11 protein-coding genes are annotated in these 12,289 nt (G+C 73.0%); 5 read left to right on the top strand and 6 right to left on the bottom strand.

The window, feature by feature from the left end; all coding sequences use genetic code 11:
• Positions 1 to 76: 76 nt before the first annotated feature.
• Together Q8X39_RS10675 and Q8X39_RS10670 are read right to left on the bottom strand one after the other, a co-directional pair.
• The gene (locus Q8X39_RS10675; RefSeq protein WP_305749657.1) at positions 77 to 334 is read right to left on the bottom strand and encodes a hypothetical protein; all 258 of its coding nucleotides are present in this window, start codon (positions 332 to 334) and stop codon (positions 77 to 79) included.
• Between the two features lie 13 nt (positions 335 to 347).
• A complete protein-coding gene (locus tag Q8X39_RS10670) occupies positions 348 to 2,009 on the bottom strand; it encodes a DUF4331 domain-containing protein (RefSeq protein ID WP_305749656.1) in 1,662 nt (553 codons plus the stop codon).
• A 267-nt stretch (positions 2,010 to 2,276) separates the two neighbouring features.
• Here Q8X39_RS10670 and Q8X39_RS10665 point away from each other — a divergent pair, with 267 nt between their 5' ends.
• Together Q8X39_RS10665 and Q8X39_RS10660 are read left to right on the top strand one after the other, a co-directional pair.
• On the top strand, positions 2,277 to 5,069 hold the full coding sequence (locus tag Q8X39_RS10665) for an EAL domain-containing protein (protein ID WP_305749655.1): 2,793 nt from the start codon (positions 2,277 to 2,279) through the stop codon (positions 5,067 to 5,069).
• Positions 5,070 to 5,141: 72 nt separating this feature from the next.
• Positions 5,142 to 5,882: a hypothetical protein gene (locus Q8X39_RS10660; RefSeq protein WP_305749654.1), complete on the top strand. Its 741-nt coding sequence runs from the start codon at positions 5,142 to 5,144 to the stop codon at positions 5,880 to 5,882.
• On the opposite strand, the gene Q8X39_RS10655 is transcribed toward Q8X39_RS10660, so the two are convergent.
• From Q8X39_RS10655 to Q8X39_RS10640, 4 genes are all read right to left on the bottom strand, one after another.
• Positions 5,883 to 6,944 carry a GNAT family N-acetyltransferase gene (locus tag Q8X39_RS10655; protein ID WP_305749653.1) on the bottom strand — a complete coding sequence of 354 codons (1,062 nt, stop codon included), beginning with the start codon at positions 6,942 to 6,944 and terminating at the stop codon, positions 5,883 to 5,885.
• Between the two features lie 217 nt (positions 6,945 to 7,161).
• Complete coding sequence (locus tag Q8X39_RS10650; protein ID WP_305749652.1) at positions 7,162 to 7,479, bottom strand: hypothetical protein; 318 nt, start codon at positions 7,477 to 7,479, stop codon at positions 7,162 to 7,164.
• Positions 7,480 to 7,670: 191 nt separating this feature from the next.
• Positions 7,671 to 8,297, bottom strand: a complete 627-nt coding sequence (locus Q8X39_RS10645) for a HupE/UreJ family protein (protein WP_305749651.1) — start codon at positions 8,295 to 8,297, stop codon at positions 7,671 to 7,673.
• Positions 8,294 to 8,899, bottom strand: coding sequence for a HupE/UreJ family protein (locus tag Q8X39_RS10640; RefSeq protein ID WP_305749650.1), 606 nt, complete (start codon positions 8,897 to 8,899; stop codon positions 8,294 to 8,296). The genes Q8X39_RS10645 and Q8X39_RS10640 overlap by 4 nt, the downstream gene beginning before the upstream one ends.
• A gap of 211 nt (positions 8,900 to 9,110) precedes the next feature.
• Here Q8X39_RS10640 and Q8X39_RS10635 point away from each other — a divergent pair, with 211 nt between their 5' ends.
• From Q8X39_RS10635 to Q8X39_RS10625, 3 genes are all read left to right on the top strand, one after another.
• A complete protein-coding gene (locus Q8X39_RS10635; protein ID WP_305749649.1) occupies positions 9,111 to 10,241 on the top strand; it encodes an aminotransferase class V-fold PLP-dependent enzyme in 1,131 nt (376 codons plus the stop codon).
• Between the two features lie 146 nt (positions 10,242 to 10,387).
• Positions 10,388 to 11,182, top strand: coding sequence for a Crp/Fnr family transcriptional regulator (locus Q8X39_RS10630; RefSeq protein ID WP_305749648.1), 795 nt, complete (start codon positions 10,388 to 10,390; stop codon positions 11,180 to 11,182).
• A gap of 104 nt (positions 11,183 to 11,286) precedes the next feature.
• The gene (locus Q8X39_RS10625; protein ID WP_305749647.1) at positions 11,287 to 12,264 is read left to right on the top strand and encodes an AfsR/SARP family transcriptional regulator; all 978 of its coding nucleotides are present in this window, start codon (positions 11,287 to 11,289) and stop codon (positions 12,262 to 12,264) included.
• The last annotated feature ends 25 nt before the right edge of the window (positions 12,265 to 12,289 follow it).

The following is a 12,289-nucleotide window of genomic DNA, read 5'->3' as shown; positions in this document are numbered from 1 at the left end:
GGGGGGGCCCCCCCCCCCGGGGGGCCCCCCCGCCGCCGGGGGCGCCACCCCTGGTCGCGCGCTCGGTCGACAGAACTCAGTCGACCGCGCGCGGCTCGGCCGTGTCGTCGACCGCCAGCGTGTCGGGCACGGTCGACGGCTCGGCGCCATCGGCCTGCGCGGCCGGGCTGGTCGCGATGCCCTGCACGAGGTTCATGGCCGCCTCGGGCGAGTCCGCCACCGAGGCGGCGGGCCGTTCGACCGGTGTCGATCCGGCGCCGCAGCCGGCCAGCAGGGCGCCGGTCGCCGCGAGACTGGCCAGCCAGGCCCAGGAACGCAGTGTTTGCGTGTTCATCGTGGTCTCCGGCTCAGTTGCGGGTGCCGCCCAGGGGCGTCGCCAGGTAGGGGAAGCCGGCCAGGTAGCTGGCCTTGTTGGCATCGGATGCCTGGTCGACCGCATCGTGCAGCGCGGCCGAGGTCGCGCCCAGCGGCACCTTGCCGACGCGGCATTCGGAGGTCAGCGTCGCGCTGCCGGGGATGGTGAAGCTGTTCAGGCCCAGCACGTTGGCGTTGCTGCCGGCGGTGATCGCACCCAGCGTGGCCTCGCTGTTGAGCACGCACAGCCCGCCGGCCACGGCCACCAGCGCGATGTCGACCACGTCGTCGTTGGGACGCCGGCCGTTCGGGAAGCCGGCCAGGTCGACCGCTGCGCCCAGGTTGCCGGCCCCACCGACGCGGAGCACCTCGCCGGCCACGCCGAGCCGGTTCTGCTGCGCCAGCGGCACCGCCGCGATGGCGGTGTTCAGGCGCAGCATCTCGGCCGGCGTCACCGTGCCCATCGGGCGGTTGACGCCCGCGAGGCCGGTCAGGAAGGTGTTGAGCAGGTCGGTGCGCGGCAGGTTGGACGGCGCCAGGCCACCGGCCGGCGTGCCCAGCGCGATCTCAAGCAGGCGCGGCAGCGACGGGTTCGTCACGTAGGTCGCGAACTGCAGGTCGTCCTTGGGCTTGGACGCGTTGAAGCGGTCCTTGTCGGGCAGGCCGATCACGACCTCGTTGACCAGCGGATTGCCCAGCCGCGAGACCTGGGTCCAGGCGCCGCCGGTCTTCTCGCTCATGTGGTGGCCGGAGCCGGGCGCGCCGTTGAGCAGGCGGCCCTGGCGCAGGCTGGCGGTGGTCCAGCCGCCGATGACCGGATCGGTGCCGTTGGTCAGGCAGGACTTGTGGACCTCCAGCGCCAGCGTGGTGACGTTCTTGTCGGCCAGCGGATTGGGCGCGGCATGGATCAGTGCGGGGTTGGTCAGCACGCTGGCGGGCGCATTGACGAGGTCGAAGATGGTGCCGAGGTTGACCGCGAACGGGTCCTTGCGCTGGCCCACGAACAGCTTGCCGGGCTGGGCGCAGCCGGGGATGTTGACGCTGTGGACGTGCCGGGCGGCATAGGCCGGGTAGTCGGGCAGCGTCTTCACGCCGATGTGGTCGACCGGCTTGTCGAAGGTGGCCGAGCCGCCCACGACGTTCGTCAGCGCCGCCTTGCTGCCCTTGCGGCGGTCACCGCGCACGACGTCGACGGTGTAGGTCTCGCGCAGGTTGAGGTTGGCATCGCGCACGTTGGCGACGGTCCCGGCCTGGATCAGCGGGATCGCCACCGGCTTGCCGCCGATGTCCAGCGCGACCTTCTCGAGCGCGTTGCGGAAGCGGAACTGGAAGGTGAGGTTCTCGCGCGCATCGCCGTCGTTGTCGACGTGGATCTCGTAGAGCGCGTTCGGATCGAGCGAGAAGTAGTTCGGGCCGCCGTAGGCATCCTGCAGCGGCTGGTAGTTGGCGATCAGCGTGACGTAGCCGCTGCGGCCGGCCTCGTAGCTGTTGAACAGGTAGAAGTCGGTCGCGTCGACCTTGGGGGCGGACGTGATGAAGGGTGCCTCGCGGTGGCTGGACGCCAGCGCGGTCGACGGCGAGGCGAGCGCGGCCAGCGCCGCGAGGGTCGCCAGGGTCAGCGCATGGGGAGGAAGGGAACGCGTGCTGCGGGTCATGCCAGGTCTCCGTGGGTGGGGGGGTATGGCCGCGTGTCGCGTCCGGACTTGACGGCGGCAAGGACCCTTTACGGCCCGATGCCGCCAGCGGATGCAGTGCCGCGATGACCCCGATCGCAACGCGTGAATCGGCCCGGCCGCGGGGCACGATCTGCCGGTCGATCACGGCCCGGATCCGGTGATCGGCCACGCCCGCCGAAGGTCGGCCGGCCGCAGAATGGCCGAACCTCAAGAGTCCGTGTGCGGGCGGTGCCCGCGCCCGAAGCCATGCCGTTGAAATCCCGCTTCGAGATCCAGGTGCTGGCCGCCTTCATCGCGTCGACCGTCGTGGTCGTGGCCCTGGCCGGGATCACCTGGCACATGGGCCAGCAGGCGGCCATCGCCGAGGGCTGGGTGCGCCACACCCAGGACGTGCTGCAGGCGCTTGCCCGGGTGCGGGTGGACACCGCGCTGATCGAGCTGAACACCCAGTCCTTTCGCATCAGCGGCGACCCGGCCCGGCTGGCCGAGCGGGATGCCGCCATCGGCAGCCGCGAGGCGCTGCTGGCGCGCCTGAAGGCGCTGCTGGCCGGGCAGTCCGCGCAGATCGGACGTTGGCAGCAGCTGCGCGCGGTGGCGGACCAGCGGCTGGCGATCTCGCGCCGGGTCGAGGAACTGCGCAAGACCGAAGGCGCAGCGGCGGCCAACGCCTACGCGCAGACGGCGCCGCTGGCCCCGACCCGTGCCCGGATGCAGCAGCTGTTGCTCGACATGGAAGCCCACGAGTCCCGGCAGCTCGAAACCCGCAGCCGGGATCAGCTCCAGGCCAGTCGCCACCTGGTCACCGCCGGTGCTGGCGCATCGGCCGCGCTGCTGCTGATGCTGGCGGGCAGCTACGGGCTGATCCGCCGCCAGCTGCGCGAGACCGAGGCCAGCCGGCAAGCTCTCGCCGACAACGAGGTGCGGCTCGAACAGCGTGTGGCCGAACGCACCCGCGAGCTGGAAGACAGCCGGGAGGAGCTCGCCCGCGTGCTCGAAGGTTCCGACCAGGGCTACTGGACCTGGGACCTGCCCAGCGACACCTTCCGCGTCAGCGCCCGCTGGGAAACCATGCTGGGCTACGAGCCCGGCGAGATGAACGTGACGACCGCGAACTGGCCCGCGCTGGTCCACCCGGACGACCTGGCCGTCGCGCTCGAATCGATCCGCCGCCATCTGGCCGGCGAGACGCTCCGCCACGAGGTCGAGCTGCGCATGCGCCACAAGGGCGGCGGCTGGCACTGGGTCCTGACCAGCGGCCGGGTGGTCGACCGCGCGCCCGACGGCACGGCGCTGAACATGTCGGGCACGCACACCGACATCACCGAGCGCAAGCGTGCCGAGCTGGCCCAGCGCCAGTCGGCGGCGGTGTTCGACAACAGCTACGAGGGGATCATGGTGGCCGACGCCGACGGCCTGATCACGCAGGTCAACCCGGCCTTCACGCGCATCACCGGCTACCAGGCCGCCGAGGTGATCGGCCGTCGGCCCAGCCTGCTGTCATCGGGCCGGCACGACGCGGCCTTCTACCAGTCCTTCTGGGCCGCGCTGCAGCAGCGCGGCTACTGGCATGGCGAGATCTGGAACCGGCGCCGCGACGGCGAGGTCTACCCGGCCCTGCAGTCGATCACGGCGGTGCGCGACGGCGGCGGGCGGGTGCTGCACTACGTCAGCGTGTTCTCCGACATCAGCCGCATCAAGGCCCATGAGGCCGAGCTGGACCGGGTCGCCCACTTCGACCCGCTGACCGGCCTGCCCAACCGCCGCCTGCTGACCGATCGGCTGGAGCAGGCGGTGCTGCGTGCCGGCCGCAGTGGCCGGCACGGTGCCGTCTGCTTCATCGACCTGGACGGCTTCAAGGCCGTCAACGACGCGCTCGGCCATGCCATCGGCGACCGCCTGCTGATCGGCATCGGCGAGCACATCAAGGCCGTGCTGCGGCCCGAGGACACGCTGTCGCGGCTGGGCGGCGACGAGTTCGTGCTGCTGCTGACCGAGCTGGGTTCGATCAAGGAGACCACGCAGATCCTCGACCGCGTGCTGCATGCGGCGCGCCAGCCGGTGCGGGCGGAGGATCACCTGCTGAGCCTGTCGGCCAGCGTCGGCGTGAGCCTGTTCCCGAACGACGCCAACGATCCGGACACGCTGCTGCGCCACGCCGACCAGACCATGTACCTGGCCAAGCAGGCCGGCAAGAACCGCTACCAGCTGTTCGACGCCGAGGTCGACCGCATGGCCCAGCACCGGCGCGACCAGCTCGGCCGGCTGCGCGAGGCGCTGCGCTTAGGCGAGTTCGAGCTGCACTACCAGCCCAAGGTCGACCTGCGCGACGGCAGCGTCATCGGGGCGGAAGGCCTGATCCGCTGGCGTCATCCCGAACGCGGCCTGCTGGCGCCGGGCGAGTTCCTGCCGATGCTGCAAGGGAGCGACCTGGAGCCACAGGTCGGCGAATGGGTCATCGACACCGCGCTGGCGCAGATCGCCAGCTGGCGAGCCGAAGGACTGACGCTGCCGGTGAGCGTCAACATCAGCCCGCGCCACCTGGTCCAGCCCGCCTTCGCCCATCGCCTGGCCGACGCGCTGGCCCGGCATCCCTGCGTGGCGGCTCGCCACTTCCAGCTGGAGGTGCTGGAGACCGCCGCCATCGCCGACATGCAGCAGGCCGCCGAGATCCTGCAGCGCTGCATGGCGCTGGGCGTGGGCTTCGCGCTGGACGACTTCGGCACCGGCTACTCGTCGCTGACCTACCTGCGCAAGCTGCCGGCGCGCACCCTCAAGATCGACCGCAGCTTCGTCATCGACATGCTCGACGACCCGGAGGACCTGGCCATCGTCCGTGGCGTGATCGACCTGGCCGCCGCCTTCGACCGCGAGGTCATCGCCGAGGGCGTCGAGACCCTGGCCCACGGCCGCGCCCTGCTGGCCATGGGCTGTCCGCTCGCCCAGGGCTACGGCATCGCCCGCGCGATGCCGGCCAGCGAACTGCCGGGCTGGCGCGAGCACTGGCTCGGCAGCCGGGCCTGGAGCGCGGTGGCGGCTTGAGGGCGCCGGGCGGGCGGGCGCTCCCGTAGAGTCCTGGCCTGGTTCACCCGCGCCACCTCATCCACCGCCGCCATGTCCCGCCTCCAGACCGAGTTCCGCCGCCTCTACCTCAGCGCCGATGCCGCCTCGCCGGACCGGCTGATCGACGCGCAGGGACGGGTGCGGGCGCTCGTGCTGGCGCTGACGCGGCCGGCCGACTGGGAGGCGTTGGCACCGGTCTGGCGCGGCGTGCAGGTCGAGCTGGGGTTGCCGGCGCCGGCCATCGCGGCTTCGGGCACGGACGCGCTGCAGCTGTGGTTCTCGGTGGTCGAGCCGATGGATGTCGACGCGGCGCAGGCCTTCCTCGCGCTGCTGCGGCGGCGCTGGCTGGCCGACCTGCCGGCGCAGCGCCTGGCGCTGTGGCCGTCACCGGCCGGCGGCGGCGAGCCGGCCCGGCATGCGCGGCCGGTGCCCGCGCTGAACGAGGCGACCGGCAACTGGTCGGCCTTTGTCGCGCCCGACCTGGCGCCGCTGTTCGCCGAGACGCCGTGGCTGGACATCCCCCCCGGCGACGAGGCCCAGGCCGGCGTGCTCGGCGCGCTGGCGAGCATCCAGCCCGCGGCGCTCGCCAGCGCGACGGCGCAGCTGAAACAGGCCAGCCATCAGATGACGCCGCCCGCGCCGGCTTCGGTCGATGCGCCAACCGCGCCAATCCTGATGGCCGCCAGCACGCACACCGAGCCGCGAGCCTTCCTGCTCGCCGTCATGAACGACGCGGCGGTGCCGCTGGCCCTGCGCATCGAGGCCGCCAAGGCGCTGCTGGGCGCGGCCTGATCAGCGTGCGGGTCGCAGCCGGCGCCACGCCGCCAGGCCGAGCCGCAGCAGCGCCTGGCCGCCGAGCGGCAACACCTCGGCGCGCCAGCTGGCCAGCTCCTGGCGGGTCCAGACCCGCGTCCAGTCGGCGGCGGTGCCCATCAGCTCGTAGGTGTGCAGGCCCTCGGCGACGGCCTCGGCGAGCGTGTCCTGCATCAGCAACTGGCCCGGCGCGATGGCGCCGGAACCTGCGTCGTAGCCGATCTTGAAGAGCCAGTAGCTGCCGGCGTCGACCTGCGCGAGCTGCATCGCGACCGCCCGGTCGCCGAGATGGCCGAAGGCGATGCGCAGGCTGCCGTCCTGCGCGCAGCGGGTCAGCTGGTCCAGCAGGAAGCTGCGTTCGACCTCGTTCTGGCACAGCGCGTGGCCGTCGTCGGTCTTCCAGCTGCGGGCCTCGATCTCGACGGCCTGCGCCAGCAGCGCGGGCACCTCGTGCGGCGCGGGCTTGAGGTAGTCGTGCCGCCAGCCGCCCTGCTCGGCGGCCTTGCGGCGCATGCGCCGCAGGTCGGAGCGGCGGCCGCTGTTGAGTTCGCCCTCCGGATGCAGGCGCAGGTCGATGGCGGGATAGGGCTCGGCCGGCCGGACCCGCACGCGCGAGCGACGGCCAGCCAGGACCCGCGGCAGCAGCGCCGGCACGGCCGAGTCGTGCGGCAGGCGGGCGTAGACCGTCGGCAGGCCGCCGGCCCGCACGGCCCGCAGCAGCTCGTCCAGCGCGGGGTCGTCCTCGTACATCAGGTCGAGCGGCTCGCCGACGTCGTCCGCGCCCAGCATCTCCAGGCGACGCAACCAGCCGTCGCGCTTGCATTGCAGCGGCGCAAGGGCGCAGACATGGCCGTCGCGGCGGACCACGAACAGCTGCAGCGGCGCGCCGTCGCGCGGCACCAGCGTGGCGAGCGTCGCGGCGGCCCAGGTCAGGCCGTGGGTCGGGCTGCGGTGGCGGCGGGCGAGCCGGGTCCAGTCGTCGGCCCAGGGGGCGAGGTCCTCGGGGCGGGACAGCAGATGGCGTTCACGGGTCATGCGCATGGGCTGCGCAATCTAGCGGCGCCAACGCCAGGCCCGGCGCGAGGAAGTCACGCCCAGGGCCCGGTCGAGCGGATGAATCGCCACCGGCCCACAGATGTCACGACCTGCGGGTGCCGGAACAGGCGCGGGTGACTGTCTGCGCCACCGCTGGCGCAGAGTGTTCAGGCCGGCGCACCGCCTGGCGGGTCAGCCGGGTCAGCCGGGTCAGGGGACCGCTTCAGTGGCGGCCGAGCAGCCGGCGCAGCCAGCCGAACAGGCCGTCGCCGGACGATCCCGCAGCCGGCGCGGCGACGGGTGCCGGTCGGGCGGCGGCCGGCGGCGCCGGTGACCGGGCCGGCGCGGAACGCGGCAACGGTGCGGCCGCGCGGCGGGCCGCATCGGCGGCTGCGGCACGGACCTGCAGCGCGGCCACGTGCTGGTCGTGATGGCGGCGCAGCACCGCATCGGACGGTGGCAGGCCGAGGCTGCGCAGGCGTTCCGTCGTGGCGTGACGCCGCAGCACGGAATCGGTCGGAAGGTTGTCCAGCAGGACCATGATGTCGCCTCCAGGTGATCCGTTCAGGCACGGATTCGGTGGGATGCCCACGGCTCGACGCGCGGCTTGGACTGCACCGGACGGGACCGCAGGTGAGGCGGATGAGCAAGTCCCGGACCCAGGACACCCGCCCGGGCGGCGGTGGCGGGTAAGTCCTGAGCGTCCTGAGCGTCCGGGCGGACGCCGGCCGATCAGCCGGCCGGGCGCAGCGCCAGCGCCGTCAGCAGGACGCCGACGGCAGCCACCCAGGACGCCAGCACCCGCACGCCGATGCGCAGCGCCGGGTGCGGCCAGCGGCGCAGCAGCGCCTCGATCGCGACGGCCAGCTGCGAGGCGATGACCATGGCGCCGATGAAGCTGCCGGCCAGCGCGGCGACGCGGCGGCCGCCCGTCAGCGTGGCGTCGCCCGAGGCCAGGCCCATCGCCAGGCCGATGCAGGCGGGCATCCAGAGCCGGAACGCGGCGGGGTAGTTCCGACCGAAGGCCACGGCCAGGGCGGTGGCGACCACGAGCAGCCAGAGCGCCCGGTCGGTGTCGGGCTCGCCGGCCCAGCCGGCCGCCAGCGCGCCCAGCGCCAGCCCGGCCGCCAGGCCGAGCAGCTCGTGCGGGCGCGGCGACAGGCCCTGCTGGGCGGCCATCAGCGCGACAGCGATCAGGCCGACCAGGTGCGCCGCGACCAGCGCCGGATGCACCAGGCCGGCGAAGAAGGCGCTGCCACCGGGGATCGAGCCATGGGCCCAGGCCGGCGCGACCGCCAGCAGGCCCAGCAAGCCCAGCAGCGGCGCGGTGACACGCCGGTTCGGGAAGCGCGTCTTCAAAGGAAGGCCTGCGACAGGAAGAACAGGCCGGCCAGCGAGATGGCGCCGCCGCTGGCCCGGACGACCCAGGTTCCGGCCGGCCAGCGCACCAGCAGTCCCAGCGCGATGCCGGCCAGGTGCAGCAGCCCGGTGGCGACGACGAATCCGGCGCTGAAGGCGACCGCGTGGGCGGCTTGCGGCAGCTCGGTGCCGTGGGCATGGCCGTGGAAGACCGCGAAGGCGCCGACGACCACGGCAGCCAGCCCGATCGGTGCGCGCCAGGCCAGCGCGACGGCCCCGCCGACCGCGATGGCCGACGCAGCGATGCCGATCTCGACACCCGGCAGCGGCACGCCGGCCACGCCCAGCGCGCCGCCCAGCGCCATGACCGTCGGGAAGATCACCGGCAGCAGCCAGATCGCCGGCGCGCCGAGGAAGGCGCCCCACAGGCCGACGGCGACCATGGCGACGACGTGGTCCCAGCCCAGGACCGGGTGCAGCAAGCCGCTCCAGAAGCCGCCGGCCAGCGTGCTGGCATCGGCATGCGCACGGGCCGCCGAGGCGAGCGACAGCAGCAGCAGGGCCAGAAGCAGGCGGGTCGGACGGGTCAGGATCGTGTTCATCGGGGGCTCCAGGGCACTTGGAACAGCGGCGCGGGCGCGAGCGTACACGAGCCCTTCCGCCAGGCCGATGACGTGCCCCATCAGGGTTAGACCCCATCCGCCGCCCCTGACCCGGCGGGCGTGCGGGCCAGGGGCCCGGTGTAAGCTGGCCGGCCACTTTTTCCGCCGCTTTATCCGCCGCTGGCGAGCCCGCCAGGACCTGGAGCCCACGATGCCCGCACTGCGACCCGACGTTGATCCCGATGGCCTGCTGGAGTACTCGGTCGTCTACACCGACCGGGCACTCAACCACATGTCGGCCCGCTTCCAGAAGGTGCTGACCGACATCACCGCGACGCTCAAGGAGGTCTACGCGGCCCGCGCCGTCGCCATCGTGCCGGGCAGCGGCACCTACGGCATGGAAGCGGTGGCGCGCCAGTTCGCCACCGGAGCGCACGTGCTGGTGATCCGCAACGGCTGGTTCAGCTACCGCTGGACCCAGATCCTGGACATGGGCGCGATCCCGAAGTCGTCGACCGTGATGAAGGCGCGCCGCATCGGCGACGGCGGCCCGAAGGCGCCGTTCGCGCCGGCCCCGGTCGACGAGGTGGTCGCGCGCATCGCGGCCGAGCGTCCGGCGGTGGTGTTCGCGCCGCATGTCGAGACCTCCGCCGGGATGATCCTGCCCGACGACTACCTGCGCGCCGTGGCCGACGCCACGCATGCGGTCGGCGGGCTGTTCGTGCTGGACTGCATCGCCTCGGGCACGGTCTGGGTCGACATGGCCGCCACCGGCGTCGACGTGCTGGTCAGCGCACCGCAGAAGGGCTGGAGCGGCCCGCCCTGTTGCGGCCTGGTGATGCTCAGCGAGCGCGCCCGCGCCGCCATCGAGACGACCACCAGCACCAGCTTCGCCTGCGACCTGCGCAAGTGGCTGGCCATCGCCGAGACCTACGAGGGCGGCGCGGTGGCCTACCACGCGACCATGCCCACCGACGCGCTGGCGGTGCTGCGCGACGTGATGGTCGAGACCCGCGCGATCGGCTTCGGCCGGCTCAAGGACGCGCAGATCGAGCTGGGCCGGCAGGCCCGCGCGCGGCTCGCGGCCAAGGGCTTCCCCAGCGTCGCGGCCGACGGTTTCGGCGCGCCGGGCGTGATCGTCAGCTACACCGACGACGCCCAGATCCAGAACGGCGCCAAGCTCAAGGCCCAGGGCCTGCAGATCGCCGCCGGCGTGCCGCTGCAGTGCGACGAGGGGGCCGACTTCCGGACCTTCCGCATCGGCCTGTTCGGGCTGGACAAGCTGGCCGACATCCCGCGCACCGTCGAGCACCTGGATCGGGCGCTGAGCCACATCGTCTGAGCGTCGGCGCCGATCGAGGCCGGCTTGTCCACCAAACGGTGGACGCGGTAACCCAGGCGACGGATCACACTGCGCGCTGACCGGCCTGCCCTCCCGCGCGTTGTCGCGCCCGGGGCCCTGCGCCGGGCCTGGCAGGAGCGCCACCGATGAACCAGCCTGTGCAAGGCGAAGTCCCCGCACTCAGCGGCCTGCGCGGCGTGTACCTGCTGCGCGACGTGCCGGACGATGTCCTGGCCGAGGTCGGACGGGTCTGCCGCTTCAAGCTCTTCCGTGCCCGCCAGCCGGTCATGTCGCGCGATGACCGGGACCAGGACTGCTACCTGATCCTGTCGGGCCGGGTGCGCGTCGTCGCGCTGTCGCCCAACGGGCGCGAGGTCAGCTTCCGCGAGGCCGGCGCGGGCGAGACGATCGGCGAGATGTCGGCCATCGACGGCCTGCCACGTTCGGCCACGGTGGTGGCGCTCCAGGACGCGCTCCTGGCACGGCTGCATCCGCAGGACCTGCTGGCACTGATGCGGCGCCACTGGTCGATCAACGAGCGCATGCTGCAGCACCTGGCGCGGGCGGCGCGCGGCCTGACCGAGCGGGTCTACGAGCTGAGTGCGCTGAACGTCTCGCAGCGCCTGTGCGCCGAACTGCTGCGGCAGAGCCAGGTCAGCGGCGGCACCGGAACCCGCCTGCACCGCATGCACCGGCTCGACCCGGCGCCCAGCCACAGCGAGCTGGCCGCCCGCGTCAGCTGCACGCGCGAACAGGTCACGCGCGAACTCGGGGACCTGCGCCGCGACGGCGTGCTGTCGGGCGCGGCCCGCGAGGCCCTGGTGCTCGACATCGCCCGGCTGGCCGAACGGGTCGCCGGTCTGGCCGCGGGCGCGCCGCCGGCCACGGCCCGCGTCGATGCCGGCCCCGTCACGGGCGACACGACCGTCGCCAGCGTGTGAGCCAGATCACCGGCAGGCGTGCCATCGGACTTCTAGACTGGGTTTCAGTTGTCGCAGTTTTCTCATCTGCTGCGCACCCGGATCCCGACCCGTCAGGAGCGTCCATGCACTGCCTCGACCCGCACGTTCCCAGCCCCGGCGCCAACGTCCCGCCCGCCCCGCTCGAACCCCGCGACACGATGGACTTCCAGGTCACGCCCTTCGGGGCGCTGGTCGACATGCCGGCCTGCGTGCGCATGACCGCGTCGCAGCCACCGGGGCCGATGCTGTCGATGCGGGTGATCGGCGGCTTCGGCCTGTGGATCGGCGAGCGCCGGGTCGACAACCTGCCGCGCGGCAAGATCCGCTCGCTGATCAAGCTGCTGGTGCTGCAGCGGCGTCGCCCGCTGTCGCGCACCCGCCTGTGCAGCCTCTACTGGCCCGAAGCCGATCCGGAAAGCGCGCGCAACAGCCTGCACGTGGCCCTGCACCGCGTGCGCCGCGCGCTCGAAGCGTCCGGGACGATCGTCTACACCGACGAGGGCTACCAGTTCGTCCCGGCCGGCCCGACCTGGATCGACAGCGAACAGTTCCTCGTGCACGCCGAACAGGGCGCGCAGGCCGAGGCCCGGCAGCAGGTCGACCAGGCGATCGCGCAGTACGAGGCCGGGCTGGCGCTGTACGCCTCGGACCTGCTCGATGAAGGCTGCCACGACGCCGGGCTCGCCGGCCTCGCCCAGCAGCTGCGCGACCGCCACAACCAGGTGCTGCATCGCCTGGCCGAGCTGTACGAGGCCGGCCGGGACCTGCATGCCTGCCTGCGCATCACGCTGCGCCTGCTCAGCGTCGACGCCTGCAACGAGGACGCGCACGGACGCCTGATGCGCTGCTATGCCGGGCTGGGCCAGCCGCAGCTGGTCGAGCGCCAGTACCGCGCCTGCCTGCAGACCCTGCGCGAGATGCTGGGCGTCACGCCACGCGAGGAGACCGTCCGGCTGTTCCGGCAGCTGACCTCGCGCGACCGCCCGCTCACCCCCCGGTCACCGGCCGGCGCGCACCCGATCCCGGTCCGGAACGCGCTGCTGCCGCATCCCCACACCTGAGGAAACGAACAGGTCGATCGAGGTT

This window comes from Leptothrix discophora (assembly GCF_030705305.1).
Lineage (GTDB): Bacteria > Pseudomonadota > Gammaproteobacteria > Burkholderiales > Burkholderiaceae_C > Sphaerotilus > Sphaerotilus discophorus.
This window is presented reverse-complemented; position numbering and strand designations above follow the sequence as displayed.

Bases quoted from the DNA above. Each gene is read 5' to 3' on its own strand.
- Q8X39_RS10635 (WP_305749649.1), top strand. From the start codon at position 9,111: ATGCCCGCACTGCGACCCGACGTTGATCCCGATGGCCTGCTGGAGTAC.
- Q8X39_RS10665 (WP_305749655.1), top strand. From the start codon at position 2,277: ATGCCGTTGAAATCCCGCTTCGAGATCCAGGTGCTGGCCGCCTTCATC.
- Q8X39_RS10655 (WP_305749653.1), bottom strand. From the start codon at position 6,944: ATGCGCATGACCCGTGAACGCCATCTGCTGTCCCGCCCCGAGGACCTC.
- Q8X39_RS10650 (WP_305749652.1), bottom strand. From the start codon at position 7,479: ATGGTCCTGCTGGACAACCTTCCGACCGATTCCGTGCTGCGGCGTCAC.
- Q8X39_RS10625 (WP_305749647.1), top strand. From the start codon at position 11,287: ATGCACTGCCTCGACCCGCACGTTCCCAGCCCCGGCGCCAACGTCCCG.
- Q8X39_RS10670 (WP_305749656.1), bottom strand. From the start codon at position 2,009: ATGACCCGCAGCACGCGTTCCCTTCCTCCCCATGCGCTGACCCTGGCG.
- Q8X39_RS10640 (WP_305749650.1), bottom strand. From the start codon at position 8,899: ATGAACACGATCCTGACCCGTCCGACCCGCCTGCTTCTGGCCCTGCTG.
- Q8X39_RS10660 (WP_305749654.1), top strand. From the start codon at position 5,142: ATGTCCCGCCTCCAGACCGAGTTCCGCCGCCTCTACCTCAGCGCCGAT.
- Q8X39_RS10630 (WP_305749648.1), top strand. From the start codon at position 10,388: ATGAACCAGCCTGTGCAAGGCGAAGTCCCCGCACTCAGCGGCCTGCGC.
- Q8X39_RS10675 (WP_305749657.1), bottom strand. From the start codon at position 334: ATGAACACGCAAACACTGCGTTCCTGGGCCTGGCTGGCCAGTCTCGCG.